Origin of the sequence: Flavobacterium sp. 90 (genome assembly GCF_004339525.1) — a bacterium.
Taxonomy (GTDB): domain Bacteria; phylum Bacteroidota; class Bacteroidia; order Flavobacteriales; family Flavobacteriaceae; genus Flavobacterium.
The window spans coordinates 4,667,668-4,687,455 of sequence record NZ_SMGE01000001.1 but is presented as its reverse complement, the minus strand read 5'-3'; the positions used below and the strand labels follow the sequence as shown (position 1 = coordinate 4,687,455).

Sequence of the window (19,788 nt, the reverse complement as noted above, 5' to 3'; positions counted from 1 at the left end):
AAAACGGATAAATACCATACAAGATATGAAAAAATTTGTACAAGGTCTGGTTGCTTTCTCGCTAAAAAACTCCCTTATAGTTTTTTTCCTGACAGCCATACTACTAGTCGCCGGAATAGTTAGCTATATCCACACGCCTATCGAAGCGTTTCCCGATGTAACGAATACAAGGGCAAGAATCATTACACAATGGCCCGGAAGAAGTGCCGAGGAAGTAGAGAAATTCATCACGCTTCCGATTTCGAAACAAATGAACACGATTCCTAAAAAAGCAGAAGTACGTTCTATTTCGCTTTTTGGATTATCGGTTGTAACGGTATTATTTGATGATGATGTCGAAGATTTTTACGCACAGCAATATGCTTCAAATCGCCTTAACGGATTAGATCTTCCTGAAGGTGCAGATGTTGATATTGAACCGCCATCCGGAGCAACGGGAGAAATATTTAGATATGTTATCAAAAGTAATTTACCAATTAAAGAAATCAAAGCGATTCAGGATTGGGTAATCGAAAGAGAACTAATCGCTGTTCCCGGAGTTGCCGATGTCGTTAGTTTTGGTGGTGAAGAAAAAATCTTCGAAATCAAAATTAATCCAACACAATTAGAAAATTATAATTTATCGGCACTTGATGTTTACGAAGCCGTTTCTAAAAGCAATGTAAATGTTGGTGGAGATGTGATTCAGCGTGGTGATCAGGCTTATGTGGTTCGTGGAGTTGGTTTGATCAATAAAGTAGAAGATATTGGAAATATTTTGATCGAAACCAAAGGTTCATCTCCAATATTAGTAAAACACGTTGCCGAAGTTTCAATATCGGCAAAGCCAAGATTAGGACAAGTAGGTTTAGATGGTGATGACGATGTTGTAGAAGGTATTGTAGTGATGTTGCGTGGAGAAAACCCAGGTGAAGTTATTAAAAGACTTAAAGATCGTTTAGCCGAACTTAACGAAAGAGTTTTACCGGATAATGTAAAAATAATTCCGTTTATTGACCGTACAAAATTGGTAGATACAACCGTAAAAACAGTTACTAAAAACCTTGTCGAAGGGATTTTATTAGTATCGTTAATCGTATTTATTTTCCTTTATAACTGGAGAACTTCGTTGATTGTAGCTTCTGTGATTCCACTTTCGTTTTTGTTTGCGATTGTAATGTTGAGAATTCAGGGATTACCAGCAAACTTAATTTCTATGGGAGCGCTGGATTTTGGATTACTCCTCGAAGGAACATTGGTTATCGTCGAACAAGTCTTTGTATCGCTCGAGAAAAAAGCGCATAAAGTAGGAATGGAACGCTTTAATAGTATGAGTAAAATGGGACTTATCAAGAAAAGTGTTGGTAGTGTTGCTACTTATATTTTCTTTGCCCTGATTATTTTGATTGTAGCATTGATGCCTATTTTCTCTTTCACTAAAGTGGAAGGAAAAATGTTCTCTCCCCTAGCCTTTACCTTAAGTTATGCGTTATTAGGATCGTTGATTCTATCACTGACTTATGTTCCGGCAATGTGTAAAGTCATGCTGACGAAAAACATTGTGGAGAAAGAAAATATGATTTCGCGTTTCTTTAGAGAAAACTTATATAAACTGTTTCAATGGAGTACTAGACATCGCAAAACCACAATATATGCTTTCTTAGGTTTACTTGCCATTTGTTGCGCTAAGTTCGCTTTTTATGGTTCAGAATTTATTCCGAAATTGAATGAAGGAGCGATTTATGTAAGAGCCACTTTGCCTAATAGTATCAATCTGGATGAAGCGGTAAGACTTACAAAAGAAATGAAAGGCAAAATAAGAAAATTTGAAGAAGTAAAATTTGTCCTGACACAAACCGGACGACCAAATGACGGAACAGATCCAACCGGATTTTTTAATATCGAATTACACATCGAATTAAAACATCAGGACGAGTGGAAACGTGATATTAGCAAAGAAGAACTGATTGCCGAAATCAAGAAAGAACTAGATGTATATCCCGGAATTGGTTTTGGATTTAGTCAACCAATTCAGGATAACGTTGAGGAATATGTAGCCGGAGTAAAAAGTCCGTTAGTAATAAAGATTTTCGGAAATGATCTTTTTCAATTGGAAGAAATGGCGGCAAAAGTGGCTAAATCGATCAAAGATGTAAAAGGAATTGAAGATATTAACGTCTATAAAAATATCGGTTTACCTGAATTAAGAATTCAGCTTGACGACGAAAAAATGGCGCGTTATGCCATTACAACGGCAGATGCTCAAGCCGTAATTAGAATGACAATTGGAGGACAAGCGGCGACTAAATTCTATGACGACGAAAAGATCTTTGATATCACCTTGCGTTTCGAAAAAGAATATCGTGACTCAAAAGAAAAAATCGAAGACATCCTGATTCCGACTATGAATGGAAAAAAAGTTCCATTAAAAGAAATTGCGACTGTAGAATATAAAACTGGACCAACATTTATTTATCGTGAAGGAAACAGCAGATATATTGCCGTAGGTTTTAGTATTGAAGGACGAGATCTGGGAAGTACAATTGATGAAGCTCAGAAAAAAGTAGCCGATGAAGTAAAACTTCCTAAAGAAAATAAAATGAAATGGGCAGGAGAATTTGAAAGCAAAGAAAGAGCTTCTAAGCAATTAGCAATGATTGTTCCAGTTGTTTTAGTATTGATTTTATGCTTGTTATATTTCAACTTTGGAAATTTCAAAGATACTTTAGTTGCGATTAGTGCAATGCCTTATGCTTTTATTGGAGGATTCCTGTCACTTTGGGTAACTGGAACCGTATTTGGAATCTCAGCGGGAATTGGTTTTATCATTCTGTTTGGAGTCAGTGCGATTGATAGTATTGTCCTCATCGGAATGATTAGAGAAAATATGCGAGCCGGAATGCATTTAAAAGATGCAATCTCAAACGGAATCTATAGCAGAATTCGTCCTATTGTAATGATTGCACTAATGGGATCTTTAGGATTATTACCAGCTGCGTTATCAACCGGAATGGGTTCTGAGGTTCAAAAACCATTAGCCATAATGATTGTTGGTGGATTGATAACCTGTATGTTTTTATCATTGACGGTATTACCTCAAGTATTCTACTTGGTTTATCGCAAAAAAGACACTGATCATATTGATTCACAATCTTAATCAAATTTCAAATGCACCTTTAAACAATACGTTTGAAGGTGTATTTTTTTATTATAGCCAATAACTACCGATCATGAAATATATCTCTTATTTTGCGATACTTTCTTTCTTTTTCATTTCTTGTGAATCAAAAACTCCTATTGAAATTAAACAAATTGAATCTCAGGAAATGGTCCAAATTATTCCAAGTTCATTAAAAGACAGCGTTATTATCGCTATTCCAACAGAATTTGAAATAAAAATAAGTCCATCTGTCAGATACATTACCTGGCATTATGTTGGCGATGGAAAAACCTTGTGGAAAGATGCTTTTGATTATCAAATATGTGAAACATCGCCACTAAATCAATTGGATATTTATGAAATATTCGCTCAAAAACGGGTTCGGATTATTAAAAAAGAAAGACAACATTTAATCGCTATAAAAGAAGCTGTTTCATTGTTAAAGAAATATAATAAATCTATTGAAAAGCTGAAACTTGGAGAAACCATAAAACTGAACTCTTATGATAAATTTAAAATAGAAAATAAGGCTCTTATAAATGATTTTAGAAAAATAAATGACTCTATTAAATTTAGAGTTATGAAAGGCGACGGAAGCTTTTTTTATTTGCGTCAAAAAATCGATTGGTAATTTCTTCAAATATTTATAATGACAATCGAGCATAATTAAAAAAATGAAACTTCTCGTCTAGTTCCGATGGTCCAGAGGTTTCGGGCAATGTCATTAAGTTAAGCTTTTTAAAAAATAAAATCCGTTTTTATCTGCGTTTTTACGAAGTAAATCTGTTTTATCCGCGTCAAAATTAGACGCTGATTTTACTGATTCGCTAAAGAGAAAACGCTGATAAAAACGGATTTTTCTAATTACTTTCTTGATTAAACTGTTAAGTAATTTTGTAAATTCCTCTTAACTTAATAACATTGCGCTTCGGGAGGTATCTTTTTTTTAAGGCAATTTTTCTTTGCTTTAAAAAAGATATAATGAACAGCGGGACAAATGGTCTTAGGAAACAAAAAATGCCCTGCTCCAGAAAAAAAACATCCGCATATAAATAACAACTATATAAATAAATCTTAAAATTTAAATTTCGTTTTGAATATATGTAGTTAACTACATATATTTGTACAAAAATACTCTAATGCCTGATACCATATAAGTCAGCAGCGTTTGAAACACAAAAAAAGAATGGAAAATAATACACATCAAAACACTTCAGAAAATACAATTAAGATTGAAAAAGTTGAAAATCAAAATCTAATTGAAACTGCATTTGCCATTAGAAGACAAGTTTTTGTAGAAGAACAAAATGTGTCGCCAGAACGCGAATCTATGGATGATGATGAAGCAATTCATTATTTGGCAACAGTAAACGGAGAACCAGCCGGAGCCGCACGATACCGAAAAATGGAAAAAGGCGCGAAAATTGAAAGAATTGCAGTTCTAAATACCTTTCGTGGAAAACGAATTGGTGAAGCAATTTTATTAAAAATATTAGACGATCTAAAAAACGAAGACAAAGTATATCTATATGCTCAGGTAAATGCAAGTCAGTTTTATATCAAAAACGGATTCAGACAAACCGATAATTATTTTCTGGATGCCGGAATTGAACACGTTGAAATGCATTTTATAAAATAAATCATTATTTATAATAAGCTGGATTAAAATCCAGCTCTACAATATGGATCATTCCTTCGGAATTTTATTATCTATGTGGTTACGCTCCCAATTAAGAGCCAAAGGCTCGGCCTATATTGTAGGGCTGGACTTTAGTCCAGCCTAATAAACATATAGTTTCGATTAAGAAATTGTTAGAGATTTTTTAAATTCTGATGGTGATGTTCCCGTGCTTCGCATAATGAATTTATTAAAATGACTGCTATCAATAAATCCTAAATCATTGCTGATTTCTGAAAAAGTCAGATTGCTTTTGCTCAGTTTTTCTGTTACAACTTTAAGTTTTGTTTGTTCGATATAATCTCTTAAAGTAATGTTTAAATGAGTTTTAAAATATTCGCCAATGTAATTAATCGAAACATTAAAATGATTCGCCATTTCTTTTTTCTTCAGCAAATGCGGATTCGCAATATTCGATCTGATGTAACTTAAAATAGTATCAATCTTTAAAACTTCGGTGGTTTGAAACTCTAAATTGCTTTCGTTTATGGTGGCACTTCTTCGAATTATTTGAATTAATGACATCATCAAACTCTTTATTATGATTTCGTTTTGACCTTTTGGTTGGGCTACTTCATCCAAAATTTTTAGAATAACGATTTCGCAAAACGTTTTATCTTCTTCGAGAAAAATTAGATTTCCATTGGTTTGATTGTGATAATAAAACAACTTCTCGATTTCTTCAATTTCTTTTTTATTCGAAAAGAAATTAGGTAAAAAACGCAAGCAATGAAACTTTGTTGGTTCCAGCGTTTTAAAAGAATGATAATCCTTTGGCGTAAGCAAATAAATATCATGCTTTTGATAATTATGAGGAATCGAATTCAGGATATGATTTCCGGTTCCGTACTCTATATATAATAGTTCGAAAAAATTATGGCGATGTACTTCCTTTTTCCAGGTAAGTTCTTCGACCGAATAAATTTCGAAATCTTTGTATATAAAAAAGGTGTCTTTCATAATCCTTAATTTTTACAAATATAACCTATATTTTTACATCAATTAATGATCTTGAACCTATTTACTTTGCATCAGCAATTAAAATCTAAAACACGATAATATGAACTCAGATACAATAAAAATAGGAATTCTTGGAATTGGTGGAATCGGCGGATTTGTTGGCGCACCTTTAGCTAAGAAGTATAAAAAGACGTCAACAAAAATTATATTTATATGCCGTGGCGAAACTAAAAAAGCGATTCAAAATGATGGTTTATTATTTGAATCTAAAGGTTCAACAGAAACTATATTTCCGGATTTGGTATCGGATAATCCAAAGGAAATTGGCATTTTGAATGTATTGATTCTAACTTGTAAATCATATTCTATTAGCAACATACTAGAAACCTATAAAGATTGCATAAATGAAGAAACAATTATAATCACTTTGCAAAATGTGGTTAATGCCAGAGAAATAATTCCAAAAACTTTACCTGAAGTTGGTCAGATTATGGAAGGCTGTATTTATGTAGCTTCGAATGTTAAGAAACCGGGACATATACAACATCTTGGCGGACCTGGGAAAATTTTCGTTGGTGGAAAAGAAAACAAAGCTTTAATAGATTTATTAATTGCCGGAGGTTTAGACATTACATATGTTGCCAGTATCAACGAAATATTATGGAAGAAATATTTGTTTGTTGCGCCAGTTGCAGCAATAACATCTGCTTATAAAGTCACATTTGGTCAACTTCTTGAAGATCAAAATCTAATGCAAATTTTGGAAAATATGATGATTGAGATTCAGTCGCTTGCCGCTAAAGACAATATCATTTTGACTAATGAAGATATTCAAACTTCTAAAGATCTATTGACTAAATTTCCGTTTGAATCTAAATCGTCTCTTCAATTGGATTTTGAAAATCACAATCAAACTGAGAAACAATTTTTAGTGGATTATGTGATTGAAAATGCCAAAGAATACGGAATTGAAACTCCATATTATAATGATGTGAATGAAAAAATAAATACTCTTTATGGGGTTTCTTAACATGACAATAAGACTTTTATCTTAACTTTGTTTATCAACTTTAGTAAATCAACATCATGCAGGCAATTAACATCACAGCGTATACCGAAGATCCTTCTCAAATAGAAGCTGTAAAAGCTTTTATGAAAGCGCTAAAGATAAAATTTGAAATAGCGAATGTAAAATCGTATGAATTATCCACTGAACAACAGGAAATTTTAAATAGTCAAATTGATTCAGACAAAAGTTTATACACAGATGCTGAATCAATATATACTGATTTAAAAAAGAAATATGAATTATAAAATTATTGTTTCTCCAATTGCATTAAAAAATATTGAAGAAACTATTGAATATTATATTTCAAAAGCAACTAAAAAAGTAGCGCTAGACTTTCTTAATGACTATAAAAGTATTTATAAGACTTTAAGGGTAAATCCTTTCTATCAATTTCACGACAATAATTATCGGTTTTTACCTTTTAAAAAATTTCCATATATAGCTTTTTTCATTGTTGATGAATTATCAAAAACTGTTTTTCTAAACGCAATTTTTCATACTTCTCAACATCCTGAAAAATATCCCGCAAAATAAAAAAGATTAATAGGTTTAAAACCAAAATCTCTTATAAAAAATATAACTTCTCGCCTAGCCCCGATCGAAACGGCATCCTTTTATGGCAGGGTTTGCCATAAAAGATATAGTGTAGAGCAGGAAAAGAGGTCTTTAAATGCCACAAATGATCTGCTCCTTAAAAAAAATATGTTTTAAAAAGTCCTTATAATTATAGGCTTTCGGCGGTTTTTAATACTTGTCTATACAACAATAAGAAAATATTATGACAAAATTATTTCATTATTAGAAAAACCGCCATACATTTGCCTAACGGTGTTAAACAATTTAATACTCATTAAAAATGGCAAGTAAAGATCGAATTTTAAGACAAAAAGAAGAGACAAGAAGTAACATTCTTGAGGCTGCTTATGCTATCGTAAAAGAAGAAGGATGGCAAGGTCTGAGCATGAGAAAAATTGCTGACAAAATTGAATATACGGCTCCTATTATTTATGAATACTTTTCGAATAAGGACGCAATTTTAAATGAACTAACCGGAAAAGGTTTTCTTAAGCTGTCGAAAGAACTTCAGCAAGCCCGAGATAAATTTGAAAAACCAGAAGATCAATTAGAAGCTATGTGGATGGCTTATTGGGATTTTGCTTTTACAGATACCGAAATGTATCAGGTGATGTTTGGTGTTCAAATGAACTGCTGTTCTGAGAGATGTTCTGCTGCAGAAGCCCCTTATAAACTGTTTACTGCAGTTATTGGTGAAATAATGAAAAACAGTAATCCAAGCGAAGATATTATTAAACAAAAGTATTTTACTTTCTTCTCTGTAATTCATGGTTTAATAGCGATCAATATCATTAACAAAAGTGATATTATGGCAACTATAAATGCTCAAATCTTAAAAGATGCCATTAGTGGTATAATAAAATCAATACAATAAAAAAAATTTCATTATTACTTAACAGTGATAAATGATTTAATTAAGTAATATAAAGTACTTTTGCATATACTACTTAACAACGTTAGATAATTTAATAGAGTAATATAGAGCGTTTTTTTTCTCTTTTTACTTAACAGTGATAAATAATTTAATACCAATTACAGAATAGAATTGGAAGGCATCATAGTATGAATTTCTGTACCAATTCACTTAACACCGTTAGAAAATTTAATACACTTAAATATGAATGCCGAAAATCTCAGAATACCACAAAATTTAAATAATAAGAATGTCCAACAAATTAAAACCAATATGAAAATGAAAAATGTAATTATAACCAGTTTTATTCTGGCACTTGTGTTAAGCAGTTGTGCAGATAAGTCACAAGCTCCAGCAGCACCGGCTCCCCCATTATTACCAGTTTTAGCTATCTCAAGCGAGAACACTACTACTGATGCTGAATATCCTGCTTCTATACAAGGAACTGTTGACGTAGAAATTCGCCCACAAGTAAGCGGAAACCTTGAAAGAGTTTTTGTAGACGAAGGTGCTTATGTAAATAAAGGTCAGACTTTATTTAAAATAAACGAACGTCCTTTCCGTGAGCAATTAAACAATGCTTTAGCAAATCTTCACGCTGCCGAAGCTGCTTTGATTAACGCAAACTTAGAAGTAGATAAATTAACTCCTTTAGTTCAAAACAAAGTAGTTTCTGATTATCAGTTAAAAACAGCTAAAGCTTCTCAAAAAATTGCTGCTGCAAATATCGAACAAGCAAAAGCAATGGTAGGATCTGCCAAAATTAATTTAGGATATACAAATGTAACAGCCCCTGTTAGTGGTTACATTGGTAGATTGCCTAAAAAACAAGGAAGTTTAGTTTCTGCAACAGATGTTGAACCTCTAACAAACTTATCTGATGTTCATGAAGTTTTTGCTTACTTTTCTTTAGGAGAAACAGATTTTATCAACTTTAAAGCACAATATGCAGGAAGCAGTCTTGGTGATAAAATCAAAAAATTACCTCCAGTTACTTTAATATTAGCAGATAACAATGCATATCCTCAAACCGGAAAAATTGATATGGTTGACGGTCAATTTGACAAGACTACCGGAGCAATTACAATTAGAGCAACTTTCCCTAATGCTGGTGGAACTTTACGTTCAGGAAACACAGGAAGAATTCGTTTAGGACTTCAACACGACGATGCGATTTTGGTTCCTCAATCGGCTACAGTAGAAATGCAGGATAAAGTTTTCGTTTTCACAGTAGGAAAAGAAAACAAAGTAGCTAAAATGCCAATTACAGTTATTGGTAAAAGCGGTACAAACTACCTTATCAAAGACGGTGTAAAATCTGGTGATCAAATTGTTTTAAGCGGTATCGATAAACTTCAGGAAGGACAAGTAATTCAGCCTGATAAAGCGTCTACTGCAAAAGTTGCCCAAATAATTAATAAAAAATAATTTTTACGAAAATGTTCAAAATATTTATACAAAGACCTGTACTGGCAACCGTAATCTCCATTTTATTGGTGATCCTGGGTGTACTTGGACTTACGAAATTGCCCTTACAACAGTTTCCTGATATTGCGCCGCCATCGGTTTTGGTAACGGCGGTTTATCCGGGAGCTAACGCAGAAACGGTTCTACGTTCTGTGGCACCATCTCTGGAAGAATCTATAAATGGTGTTGAGAACATGACTTATATGAGTTCTACAGCCAGTAATGACGGATCTCTTGCTATTACAGTTTTCTTTAAATTAGGAACTAACGCAGATCAGGCAGCGGTAAACGTACAAAACAGAGTTGCTCAGGCAACGAGTCAATTGCCTGCAGAGGTTGTTCAACAAGGTGTAACAACTGCAAAACAACAAAATAGTTTCATCATGGCGATTGGTATGTATACCGATGACGAGTCAAAATACGATCAGACTTTTGTTGCCAATTATGCTCAAATCAATATTATTCCTGAGATCAAACGTATTCCCGGTGTTGGTTCTGCAAGTATTTTTGGAGGTGTAAAAGATTACTCTATGCGTGTTTGGTTGAATCCAACACAAATGTCAACTTACAAAGTGACGCCAAACGAAATCATGAGCGCTATTCAGGATAAAAGTTTGGAAGCTGCTCCGGGTAAATTTGGAGAAAGAAGTAAAGAAGTTTTTGAATACGTTATTAAATACAAAGGAAAATTAACCAAACCAGAAGAATATGAAAATATTGCTATACGTTCTAATCCAGATGGTTCAGTACTTCGCTTAAAAGATGTTGCGAGAGTAGAACTTGGTGCTTATTCATACAACAGTTTAACTCGTTTAAACGGTAAAAAAGGAGTTGTAATTGGTATTATTCAGTTAGCAGGTTCTAACTCAAATGATATTCAGGTTGCAATTAACAAATTGATGGTGAAAGCCTCAAAAGATTTCCCTAAAGGAATTAAACACAACATTTTCTATAGTACAAAAGTATCTCTGGATCAATCTATAGAACAAGTTGAACATACTTTAATCGAAGCATTTATATTAGTATTCATTGTAGTATTTATATTCCTGCAAGATTTTAGATCAACATTAATCCCGGCTATTGCTGTACCTGTAGCAATTTTAGGAACGTTCTTCTTCATGCAGTTATTCGGATTTTCGATCAACCTTCTTACGCTTTTCGCTTTAATTCTGGCGATTGGTATTGTGGTAGATGATGCGATTGTGGTCGTCGAAGCCGTGCATGCCAAAATGGAGCACAAACATTTGTCTCCAAAAGTAGCAACTCATGAAGCAATGCACGAAATAACGGGTGCTATTATCTCGATTACGTTGGTAATGGCTGCTGTATTCCTGCCGGTTGGTTTTATGGAAGGCTCTACGGGAGTTTTCTATCGTCAGTTTGCCTTTACGATGGCGATTGCAATTGTAATCTCAGCAGTAAACGCTTTAACTTTAAGTCCTGCACTTGCTGCTTTATTCTTAAAAGACAATCACGGAACAAATGGTGATGGATCTCACGAGAAAAAAGGATTTAAAGAAAAATTCTTTAACGGATTCAACAAAAGTTTTGATTCCCTTACCAACCGTTATGTTGGAGGTTTGAAATTCTTAATTCGTAACAAATGGGTTAGTTTAGGAGGTTTAGCTTTAATTACATTTGCAACAATCGTAATGGTTAAAACAACTCCTGCAGGATTTATTCCAACTGAAGATCAAGGATTTATTGCAATTGCAGTAAACACACCTTCAGGAACATCGCTTGACGGAACTCAAAAAGTAATGACTCAGGCAGAAAATACTTTAAGAGGTTTAGACGCATCACGATTTGTAACCGCTATTTCAGGTTTCAACTTATTGACCAACTCTACAAGTCCATCTTCAGCAGTAGTTTTTGTATTGCTTAAGCCAAATGAAGAGCGTGGAGAAATCAAAGACATCAACAAAATCATGGCTGATGTTCAAGGAAAATTAGGAGCAATTACAGGAGGAAGTTTCTTCGTATTTAGTTTCCCAACTGTTCCTGGATTTAGTAACGTAGAAGCTTTAGATTTAGTTCTTCAGGATAAAACCGGAGGAAAACTGGATAAGTTTAGCGGAATCTCTCAAACTTTCATCGGAGAATTGATGAAACGTCCGGAAATTGCAGTAGCATTTACTTCTTTCAAAGCCGATTATCCTCAATTACAATTGGATATCAATGACGAAAAAGCAAATCAATTAGGTGTGAATGTAAAAGACATTTTACAAACCATGCAAACTTATTTTGGTAGTGCTCAGGCATCAGACTTTAACAGATTTGGTAAATATTACAGAGTTGTAGTTCAAGCCGATATTGCTGACAGAGCTGATCCTTCATCAATTGACAGAGTATTTGTGAAAAACAAAACTGGCGAAATGGTGCCAATAAATACTTTAGTAAAACTAAGCCGTATTTATGGTTCAGAAACCGCTTCGAGATACAACTTGTTTAATTCGATTTCGATTAATGCGATCCCGAAACCTGGATTTAGTTCCGGAGATGCCATTAAAGCAATTGAAGAAGTTGCAGCACAACAATTACCTGCAGGTTATAGCTATGAATTCTCAGGACAAACCCGAGAAGAAATTGCATCAGGAGGTCAATCGGCAACAATTTTCTTACTGTGTTTGATATTCGTCTATTTCCTACTTGCTGCACAGTATGAAAGTTACATATTGCCATTGGCTGTAATCTTATCAATTCCTGCAGGTATTTTTGGAGTATTTGTTGCCATCGGATTAACAGGAATCGAAAACAACATTTATGTACAAGTTGCATTAGTAATGCTTATTGGATTGCTCGCCAAGAATGCGATTCTGATCGTCGAGTTTGCCGTCCAAAAACGAAAATCAGGTCAGGCATTAGTAAAAGCTTCAATCGATGCTGCCAAACTACGTTTACGACCAATTATCATGACGTCACTAGCTTTTGTTGTGGGATTAATCCCGATGATGAGCGCCACAGGACCGTCAGCACAAGGTAACCACTCTATCAGTATTGGTGCCGCCGGAGGTATGGTTTCCGGAGTAATTCTAGGATTGTTAATCATTCCGGTTTTATTCATCGTATTCCAATACCTTCAAGAAAAGGTTTCTGGAAAACCAGTAGCCGTAATTCATAACGAAGAAAAATAAAAAATGGAAAACTATATAACGACAATCCTAATCGCCATAATTGCCGGCATTGGATACATATCCTATAAAATCTCAAAAGATCTTGATAATAGAAAAGATACTTGTACAGAAATTTAATGACAAAACATAAAATGAAAAATTATATAACCAAAATCGTGATGATCGCCATTTTGATCACGACTATAATATCCTGTAAGGTTTCGAAGGATATTGAAACTCCAAAAGATGCATTTCCTGAAAATTTCAGGAGTGCATCGGTTTCAAAAGATACAACAAGTATTGGAGACGTGGAGTGGAAAAACTTCTATACCGAAAAAGATATTATTCAATTGATTGATAGCGCCGTTGCAAGAAACAATGACTTGCAGATTGCTGTTAAAAACATCGAAATTGCACAATACAGATTCACACAATCAAAATGGGGAAATGTTCCTCAGGTTAATTTAAATGTAAGTGCAAGTACAAGCAATCCGTCTGACAATAGTTTTACAGGAAAGAATTTAGGTCAGGCTTTAGGCCAAAACCATATTGACGATTATTCTGCCGGAGCAACACTTTCGTGGGAAGCTGATATCTGGGGGAAAATCAAAAATCAGAAAAAAGGAGCTTACGCAAGTTACCTTCAATCAGAAGAAGTAAAAAAAGCATTGCAAACTACAATTGTAGCCAATGTTTCTAAAGGATATTACAATCTTTTGATGTTAGACGCACAATTAGAAATCGCCAGACAAAACTTTAAATTAAATGATAGTACAACAAATATCATTAAATTAAAATACGATGCTGGTCAGGTAACTACATTAGCGATTCAACAATCTGAAGCACAAAAATTAGTTTCAGCACAATTGATTCCGCAATTAGAACAAAATGTTGCGATTCAGGAAAATGCTTTAAGCGTTTTGACAGGAGCATTTCCAAATTCAAAAACAAGAAGCATTCGTTTGGCTACTTTAGAAGTTAAAAATAACAATGCAATCGGAATTCCGTCTTCATTAGTAAGCAGAAGACCAGATGTAAAAAGTGCTGAATTAGCCCTTAAAGCAGCAAATGCAAATGTTGGAATCACAAAAGCTGATTTATATCCAGCATTAAGAATTACCGCTCAAGGCGGAGTAAACTCGTTCGAAACCAGTAATTGGTTCAACATTCCGGCTTCATTATTCGGAACCGTTGCAGGAGGTTTAACACAACCTTTATTGAATAATAAAAAGGTAAGAACACAATATAATATTGCCGTTGCCGAAAGAGAAAAAGCAGTTTTAAGTTTCAGACAATCAGTTTTGGTTGCTGTTAGCGAAGTTTCTGATGCTTTAGTAAAAGTAGAGAAATTACAACAACAAGAATCCTTTCTAAAAGAGCGTGTAAAAACGTTACAACAAGCCATAAAAAATGCCAATTTGTTATTCAAAAACGGTATGGCTGAATATTTAGAAGTTCTTTCTGCACAAGCAAACTTATTGCAAAGCGAGCTAGAACTGGCAAACATAAAAAGAGAGCAACTATCTGCCAATACTGATTTGTATCGTGCATTAGGCGGTGGTTGGAAATAATACCCGTTAATTATTTATTTTTTGAGATGAAAACGCTGTGAGACTTAGGTTTTGCAGCGTTTTTTTTATGTTGTTGAGATATAGCACGCGGATGACACGGATTCGCTATCGCGAAAGCGCGGATTTACACGGATTTTTTTTTCTTGCGTGTCCTTGCGAGGAACGAAGCAATCTCACCTGCTAAATCTATCCTCATTTTATTACACTCAATCTTGTCAGTCTGAGCGAAGTCGAAGATCATAACGTAAGTAAACAACAACAACAATAATAAAATCCGTGTAGATCCATACAAATCCGCGTCATCCGCGTGCAATCATTCCACTTTATTTCTTTAATTTTCATATTATAAAAAAAAGGAATACTTTTAAATAAAATTCCTACTATCAATACATTTCAACTATGAAAAAAATTACATGCATTGCTCTCTTAGCTTTACTATTCACAAACTGTAAAAAAACTACTTCCGATGAAGAATTAAAATCAGAAAAAAAACCAGTAACAACCAATATTGCTGCAAAAGAAGAAAAAGAGGAAAAAGAAGATTGTAAAGATATCGAAGTAGAAATGGGATCCGGAAAAGAGTGTATTATAAAAAATACAGATCTTGAAAAAGCGTATGAAAATATTATCAAAAAGAAAGAAGTAGAAGAAACAGAATATTTTTTAAGTGCAATTCCAAGTAAAAGTAAATCTGTTGATGTAAATAAAAATGGATTAATCTCTATTGATTATGAAATCATATCAGGTAAAAAAGTTGCCATTACAATGAATTATGAAGGCGGTGTTACAGAAGTTACTCTTGAAAAAATAAATGATACCATTAAAAAAAGTATCTATCATTATGCTGATTAAACTCCTTAAAGTAAATCTCTAATATTTATCAAGCTACTAATGGAAATACTTCCTCCGTTAGTAGCTCGACAAATAGTGCGATTACAAAATTGCAAGAAAAAACAATAAGAATCCGTTTTAAATCCGCGTTTTCGCGATAGCGAATCTGCGTCATCCGCGTGCCATTATTCCGTATTATTTCTTTACTTTAGATAAGTCAAACTTCAATAAAATGAAATTCAATCAAGATAAGTATCTCCACGATTTAAAACTAAAATTCGAAAGCTACGCTCCTATTTCTGACCAATCCTGGCAATTGATTGAAAATATTATTGAATTTCAATCGATAAAAAAAGGAGAAATACTTTTAAGAAATGGTCAAATCGCAAAAGAAATTCATTTTATAGCCAAAGGTGCTTTGAGAGCTTTTATTACTGATTCCGCAGGAAATATTTATAACAAAAACATTTTTCTAGAGGGTGATTTTGCAGGTTCTAAAGCGTCATTATTGCAGCAAAATCCTTCTGAATTTACTATAGAAGTACTTGAAAATTCTATTTTGATAAATCTTAATTACAAAAAGTACAGAACATTAATTGACCAAAACGACGATCTGAAAAACTACTATATCGCTTATTTAGAAAAAAATTGGGTGATCGAAAAAGAACAGCGAGAAATTTCGTTAGTAATGGAAAATGCAACCGAAAGATATTTACATCTTTTATCCAAACATCCGGATATTTCAGAGCGAATTCCATTGTTTCATATTGCATCACATTTAGGAATTACACCAACACAATTAAGCCGAATTAGAAAAAGTCTCGAAAAAGATTTGTAAATCAACATATGTAAAGGTTTCGCCCGAAATCACAACTTATCTTTGTCTTATATTTTTATAATTAGTATCAAAATGAAAGATCTAAACTTAATTGAAGACAACATAAACAATCTTACCGGATTATGGAAAACCGTTGGCGCTCCTTTCCTATCCTTTCATAAAAATGAAACTTTCGAATATTGCAAAATCGAAAATTCTGGCTGGCCAAATAAACTGTGGTTTCGTAAAGATATTTCTAAAAAAGATATTCCAAATATCACTAAAACGATGCAATCAGATTCAGGCTTAGTTTTACCGTATTGGAATATCTTCGGAACAAAATCTTATGAAATTCTTGAAGCCAATGGTTTTGAAATAAAAACAGAGCAAGTCGCAATGGCGTTGAAATTAGATCAAAAATTTACACTTGAAAACAAGCTAAATTTCAAAAGAGTTTCTACAGAACAAAACGCCAAAATTTGGGCAGATTTATATCCAAATGCTTTTGGTTACGTGATTAGCAAAGAGATATTAATTCACAATCATAAAGACGTTCACTTTTATTTGGTTTCCTTAGAAAAACAGCCAATTGGTACTTTTATGCTTTTTCAAACGCAAAACAATATTGGAATTCACGGCGTTGGCGTAATCCCGGAAATGCGCAGAAAAGGCTTTGCCGAAGAAATCATGAAATTTGCAATTAATCTTTCTATAGATTTAAAAGCTGATTATGCTTTATTGCAAGCCTCTGTAATGGGAAAAGATATTTATACCAGATTAGGTTTTGAAGATTTATTTGTGATTAAGAATTATGTTTTGAAAGCTGAATAAATGGCACGCGGATGACACGGATTCGCTATCGCGAAAACGCGGATTTAAAACGGATTTTTCTTTCTTCTTTTTTTACATATCTTTTTATAAACTCATTTTATGTCATCCTGAGCGAAGTCGAAGGACACGCGAGAAGCTCGACAAAGATTGGCGATTTTGATTATCGAGTTACTTGTCCGTCCTTCGACTTCGCTCAGGATGACAAACTATGTGATAAACTAAATCCAGAAAATCTTTCCTCTTTATTCTTTCCTCTTTATTCTTTCCTCTATAATCTTTCTTCTAAAAAATCTAAAATCAACACTCTAAAATCTAAAATCCAAAATCTGTCCAAAATGCCCCTAAAATAGTCGTAAATAAGTATTCTGTCAAAAAAATAAGATTTGTAAGTTTGTAATGCATTAACTGATAACCTTTTAAAAACAAACCTATGAAAAAAGCAAAAATTATTTTTTGGATTACAACTATTATTATTTTCTTATTCGAAGGCGTTATGCCGGCATTATTTTCCCAAAGTCAGGAAGCGAAAGAAGGAATCAAACATTTAGGATATCCTGAATATTTTGGAAATGCCTTAGTAGTTTTCAAAATTCTTGGAGTTTTGGTATTGGTGATTCCGTCAATTCCTAAAAACATAAAAGAATGGGCTTACGCCGGATTTGGTTTCGATTTTATATTCGCATCAATAAGTCATGCTGCAGTTGACGGCGTTAATTTTCAATCGTTTTTTCCATTAATATTTTTAGTGATTCTGGCGATTTCATACCATTATTATCATAAAATTGAGCGATATAAAAATATCGCTTTGTAAACTTTTAGACTGATGATAGAAGTTTTCAAAACAAATGTTCAGGAAGTTGAGCAATCTCTTATGATTGTGGGAAAACTTCTTGAACATCTCCCAAATAGTGCGATCAACTTTGATTTAGAAGATTGCGACAAGATTTTGCGTATCAATGCTGTTTCTATCTCAAATCATAAAATAATAGAACTTCTTGATTCTTACGGTTATCATTGTGAGGTGCTTTTATAATTCAAAAAGAATACAAAATATTGATTATCAAAATTTTAAACATTTTTTCGTACTTTTGAAATACTATCAATCTTCAAACTTCAAAAAATGAACTTACCAATCAATCATCAAACAATAATGCCATATCTCATCTTAGATGGCGCTTCGGAATTTATTGATTTTACTGAAAAAGTTTTCGATTCAGAAAAATCCAGTACAAACGTTTTACGCAATGATGGAACTATTATGCACGCCGAAATTATCCTTCACGGAAGTACAATAATGGTTGCTGATCAAACTAAAGACTGGACAAAACACAACTCTAACTTGTTTGTCTATGTTCCTAATGCCGACGAAACTTATAAAAAAGCATTAGATCACGGCGCTACAAATTTAATGGGTTTAAGCAATCAGGATTATGGCAGAACTTGCGGTGTAACAGATCCTTTTGGAAATGTTTGGTGGATAACATCTGTTATCAAATAACAAATACAACTACTAAATCATAAAAATGGAAGCAGCAATTCAAAAAGATACAGTTGAAACATTTAAAAACTTAAATGCGATACTTTCTTCGTTTTCGCAAAAAGAATTTAATATTGTTCCTGCAAAAGATAGTTGGACTGCCGGACAAACCGCACAGCATCTTGTACTTGCCTGCTCCGGTTATCCTCAATTATTTCTGGGAAAAACCGAAGAAACTGACAGACCTTATCATGAAAAAGTCAAAGATATCGAAGCTTTATTTTTAAACTTTGATATAAAAATGGATTCACCTGATTTTTTAAAACCAGAACTTATCGATTACGAAAAAGATTCAATAACATCAATATTTCTCAATACAGAAGCTGATTTATTACTTGCTACAGAAACTTTAGACTTATCACAAACATGTCTTGACTTTGAACTTCCGGGCTTTGGAAAATTTACTATTTTTGAATGGATTAGTTTTGCTTTGACTCATATTCAAAGACATACAAAACAACTAAATGACATTTACAAACAAGTTTCCAAATCTTAAATCATTGTATGAAGTCTAAATCAGGAACTATATTTTTAGCGGGATTAATTGCGGGAACGCTGGATATTCTTGCAGCAATTTTTTTCTATGCCATTTTATTTCAAAAAACAACTGCCATAAAAATTCTGCAATCTATAGCAAGTGGAATTTTCAAAAAAGAAGCTTATAGCGGCGGTTCACAAATGGCGTTATATGGATTGTTATTGCACTATTTCATCGCTTTTGTTTTTGCCTGGTTCTATTTTACGATATATCCATACTTTTCATTCTTAAAAAAGAATACTTTATTATCCGGAATCATTTATGGAATCTTTGTCTGGGTTGCAATGAACTTAGTTGTGTTGCCGGTTGTATTTCCGGTTTTGCCAGAGAAACATTTAGATTTTCCATTAATATTATCCATCCTGATTCTGATTTTCTGTATCGGAATACCGATTGCCTTTCTAAACAAAAAATATTATTCTTTACAAAAATAGTTTTCAAATTTAAGTTTAAGTCACAAAAAAAAACCTGAAACTTGAAACCTGAAACAAAAAAAGCGAAACCAAGATCAACTGGTTTCGCTTTTTTTATTTTAGCTAATTAATACTTATTGCTACACTTTTGTTCTTCCTGTTACTAAAGAGATAACGAATAAAACTAAAAATATAAAGAATAAAACTTTTGCAATACTAGCGGCTCCGGCGGCAATTCCACCAAAACCAAAAATTCCGGCTACTATAGCCAAAATTATAAATGTGACTGTCCAACGTAACATAATAATGAATTTTAAATTTATAATAAAGACTTT

20 protein-coding genes are annotated in these 19,788 nt (G+C 33.3%); 18 read left to right on the top strand and 2 right to left on the bottom strand.

Features of this window, described 5'->3' with window-relative positions; translation table 11 throughout:
- Positions 1-25: 25 nt before the first annotated feature.
- From C8C83_RS19160 to C8C83_RS19150, 3 genes are all read left to right on the top strand, one after another.
- On the top strand, positions 26-3,136 hold the full coding sequence (locus C8C83_RS19160; protein ID WP_132011853.1) for a CusA/CzcA family heavy metal efflux RND transporter: 3,111 nt from the start codon (positions 26-28) through the stop codon (positions 3,134-3,136).
- Positions 3,137-3,209: 73 nt separating this feature from the next.
- Positions 3,210-3,770 carry a hypothetical protein gene (locus tag C8C83_RS19155; RefSeq protein WP_121330182.1) on the top strand — a complete coding sequence of 187 codons (561 nt, stop codon included), beginning with the start codon at positions 3,210-3,212 and terminating at the stop codon, positions 3,768-3,770.
- 555 nt (positions 3,771-4,325) lie between these two features.
- The gene (locus C8C83_RS19150; RefSeq protein WP_121330181.1) at positions 4,326-4,778 is read left to right on the top strand and encodes a GNAT family N-acetyltransferase; all 453 of its coding nucleotides are present in this window, start codon (positions 4,326-4,328) and stop codon (positions 4,776-4,778) included.
- Positions 4,779-4,940: 162 nt separating this feature from the next.
- On the opposite strand, the gene C8C83_RS19145 is transcribed toward C8C83_RS19150, so the two are convergent.
- A complete protein-coding gene (locus C8C83_RS19145; protein ID WP_121330180.1) occupies positions 4,941-5,777 on the bottom strand; it encodes a helix-turn-helix domain-containing protein in 837 nt (278 codons plus the stop codon).
- A gap of 100 nt (positions 5,778-5,877) precedes the next feature.
- On the opposite strand from C8C83_RS19145, the gene C8C83_RS19140 reads away from it, so the two are divergent.
- The 15 genes from C8C83_RS19140 (at position 5,878) to C8C83_RS19070 (ending at position 19,474) form a co-directional block, all read left to right on the top strand.
- Entirely contained in the window at positions 5,878-6,807 is a 930-nt protein-coding gene (locus C8C83_RS19140; RefSeq protein ID WP_121330179.1) for a 2-dehydropantoate 2-reductase, read from the top strand.
- Between the two features lie 56 nt (positions 6,808-6,863).
- A complete protein-coding gene (locus tag C8C83_RS19135) occupies positions 6,864-7,091 on the top strand; it encodes a DUF2683 family protein (RefSeq protein WP_121330178.1) in 228 nt (75 codons plus the stop codon).
- Positions 7,081-7,380 carry a type II toxin-antitoxin system RelE/ParE family toxin gene (locus tag C8C83_RS19130; RefSeq protein ID WP_121330177.1) on the top strand — a complete coding sequence of 100 codons (300 nt, stop codon included), beginning with the start codon at positions 7,081-7,083 and terminating at the stop codon, positions 7,378-7,380. Before C8C83_RS19135 ends, C8C83_RS19130 begins: the two co-directional genes overlap by 11 nt.
- Positions 7,381-7,702: 322 nt before the next feature.
- Positions 7,703-8,296 (top strand): TetR/AcrR family transcriptional regulator, encoded by a 594-nt coding sequence (locus tag C8C83_RS19125; RefSeq protein WP_121330176.1) that lies wholly within the window; start codon positions 7,703-7,705, stop codon positions 8,294-8,296.
- 243 nt (positions 8,297-8,539) lie between these two features.
- The gene (locus tag C8C83_RS19120; RefSeq protein ID WP_121330175.1) at positions 8,540-9,763 is read left to right on the top strand and encodes an efflux RND transporter periplasmic adaptor subunit; all 1,224 of its coding nucleotides are present in this window, start codon (positions 8,540-8,542) and stop codon (positions 9,761-9,763) included.
- 11 nt (positions 9,764-9,774) lie between these two features.
- On the top strand, positions 9,775-12,936 hold the full coding sequence (locus tag C8C83_RS19115; RefSeq protein ID WP_121330174.1) for an efflux RND transporter permease subunit: 3,162 nt from the start codon (positions 9,775-9,777) through the stop codon (positions 12,934-12,936).
- Between the two features lie 131 nt (positions 12,937-13,067).
- Positions 13,068-14,486, top strand: coding sequence for a TolC family protein (locus tag C8C83_RS19110; protein WP_121331375.1), 1,419 nt, complete (start codon positions 13,068-13,070; stop codon positions 14,484-14,486).
- A 399-nt stretch (positions 14,487-14,885) separates the two neighbouring features.
- On the top strand, positions 14,886-15,338 hold the full coding sequence (locus C8C83_RS19105) for a hypothetical protein (protein WP_132011852.1): 453 nt from the start codon (positions 14,886-14,888) through the stop codon (positions 15,336-15,338).
- Positions 15,339-15,549: 211 nt separating this feature from the next.
- Complete coding sequence (locus C8C83_RS19100) at positions 15,550-16,155, top strand: Crp/Fnr family transcriptional regulator (RefSeq protein WP_121330173.1); 606 nt, start codon at positions 15,550-15,552, stop codon at positions 16,153-16,155.
- A 72-nt stretch (positions 16,156-16,227) separates the two neighbouring features.
- Positions 16,228-16,965: a GNAT family N-acetyltransferase gene (locus tag C8C83_RS19095; RefSeq protein ID WP_121330172.1), complete on the top strand. Its 738-nt coding sequence runs from the start codon at positions 16,228-16,230 to the stop codon at positions 16,963-16,965.
- Between the two features lie 430 nt (positions 16,966-17,395).
- Entirely contained in the window at positions 17,396-17,776 is a 381-nt protein-coding gene (locus C8C83_RS19090; protein WP_121330171.1) for a DoxX family protein, read from the top strand.
- Between the two features lie 12 nt (positions 17,777-17,788).
- Complete coding sequence (locus C8C83_RS19085; protein ID WP_121330170.1) at positions 17,789-17,998, top strand: hypothetical protein; 210 nt, start codon at positions 17,789-17,791, stop codon at positions 17,996-17,998.
- An 87-nt stretch (positions 17,999-18,085) separates the two neighbouring features.
- A complete protein-coding gene (locus C8C83_RS19080) occupies positions 18,086-18,463 on the top strand; it encodes a VOC family protein (RefSeq protein ID WP_121330169.1) in 378 nt (125 codons plus the stop codon).
- 25 nt (positions 18,464-18,488) lie between these two features.
- Positions 18,489-18,998, top strand: a complete 510-nt coding sequence (locus tag C8C83_RS19075; RefSeq protein ID WP_121330168.1) for a DinB family protein — start codon at positions 18,489-18,491, stop codon at positions 18,996-18,998.
- An 8-nt stretch (positions 18,999-19,006) separates the two neighbouring features.
- A complete protein-coding gene (locus C8C83_RS19070) occupies positions 19,007-19,474 on the top strand; it encodes a DUF1440 domain-containing protein (protein ID WP_121330167.1) in 468 nt (155 codons plus the stop codon).
- Between the two features lie 119 nt (positions 19,475-19,593).
- On the opposite strand, the gene C8C83_RS19065 is transcribed toward C8C83_RS19070, so the two are convergent.
- Positions 19,594-19,755, bottom strand: a complete 162-nt coding sequence (locus tag C8C83_RS19065) for a DUF1328 family protein (protein ID WP_099708306.1) — start codon at positions 19,753-19,755, stop codon at positions 19,594-19,596.
- Positions 19,756-19,788 lie beyond the last annotated feature (33 nt).

Bases quoted from the DNA above. Each gene is read 5' to 3' on its own strand.
- C8C83_RS19125 (WP_121330176.1), top strand. From the start codon at position 7,703: ATGGCAAGTAAAGATCGAATTTTAAGACAAAAAGAAGAGACAAGAAGT.
- C8C83_RS19100 (WP_121330173.1), top strand. From the start codon at position 15,550: ATGAAATTCAATCAAGATAAGTATCTCCACGATTTAAAACTAAAATTC.
- C8C83_RS19140 (WP_121330179.1), top strand. From the start codon at position 5,878: ATGAACTCAGATACAATAAAAATAGGAATTCTTGGAATTGGTGGAATC.
- C8C83_RS19065 (WP_099708306.1), bottom strand. From the start codon at position 19,755: ATGTTACGTTGGACAGTCACATTTATAATTTTGGCTATAGTAGCCGGA.
- C8C83_RS19145 (WP_121330180.1), bottom strand. From the start codon at position 5,777: ATGAAAGACACCTTTTTTATATACAAAGATTTCGAAATTTATTCGGTC.
- C8C83_RS19160 (WP_132011853.1), top strand. From the start codon at position 26: ATGAAAAAATTTGTACAAGGTCTGGTTGCTTTCTCGCTAAAAAACTCC.
- C8C83_RS19120 (WP_121330175.1), top strand. From the start codon at position 8,540: ATGAATGCCGAAAATCTCAGAATACCACAAAATTTAAATAATAAGAAT.
- C8C83_RS19090 (WP_121330171.1), top strand. From the start codon at position 17,396: ATGAAAAAAGCAAAAATTATTTTTTGGATTACAACTATTATTATTTTC.
- C8C83_RS19130 (WP_121330177.1), top strand. From the start codon at position 7,081: ATGAATTATAAAATTATTGTTTCTCCAATTGCATTAAAAAATATTGAA.
- C8C83_RS19085 (WP_121330170.1), top strand. From the start codon at position 17,789: ATGATAGAAGTTTTCAAAACAAATGTTCAGGAAGTTGAGCAATCTCTT.
- C8C83_RS19075 (WP_121330168.1), top strand. From the start codon at position 18,489: ATGGAAGCAGCAATTCAAAAAGATACAGTTGAAACATTTAAAAACTTA.
- C8C83_RS19155 (WP_121330182.1), top strand. From the start codon at position 3,210: ATGAAATATATCTCTTATTTTGCGATACTTTCTTTCTTTTTCATTTCT.
- C8C83_RS19080 (WP_121330169.1), top strand. From the start codon at position 18,086: ATGAACTTACCAATCAATCATCAAACAATAATGCCATATCTCATCTTA.
- C8C83_RS19105 (WP_132011852.1), top strand. From the start codon at position 14,886: ATGAAAAAAATTACATGCATTGCTCTCTTAGCTTTACTATTCACAAAC.
- C8C83_RS19070 (WP_121330167.1), top strand. From the start codon at position 19,007: ATGAAGTCTAAATCAGGAACTATATTTTTAGCGGGATTAATTGCGGGA.
- C8C83_RS19115 (WP_121330174.1), top strand. From the start codon at position 9,775: ATGTTCAAAATATTTATACAAAGACCTGTACTGGCAACCGTAATCTCC.
- C8C83_RS19135 (WP_121330178.1), top strand. From the start codon at position 6,864: ATGCAGGCAATTAACATCACAGCGTATACCGAAGATCCTTCTCAAATA.
- C8C83_RS19150 (WP_121330181.1), top strand. From the start codon at position 4,326: ATGGAAAATAATACACATCAAAACACTTCAGAAAATACAATTAAGATT.
- C8C83_RS19110 (WP_121331375.1), top strand. From the start codon at position 13,068: ATGAAAAATTATATAACCAAAATCGTGATGATCGCCATTTTGATCACG.
- C8C83_RS19095 (WP_121330172.1), top strand. From the start codon at position 16,228: ATGAAAGATCTAAACTTAATTGAAGACAACATAAACAATCTTACCGGA.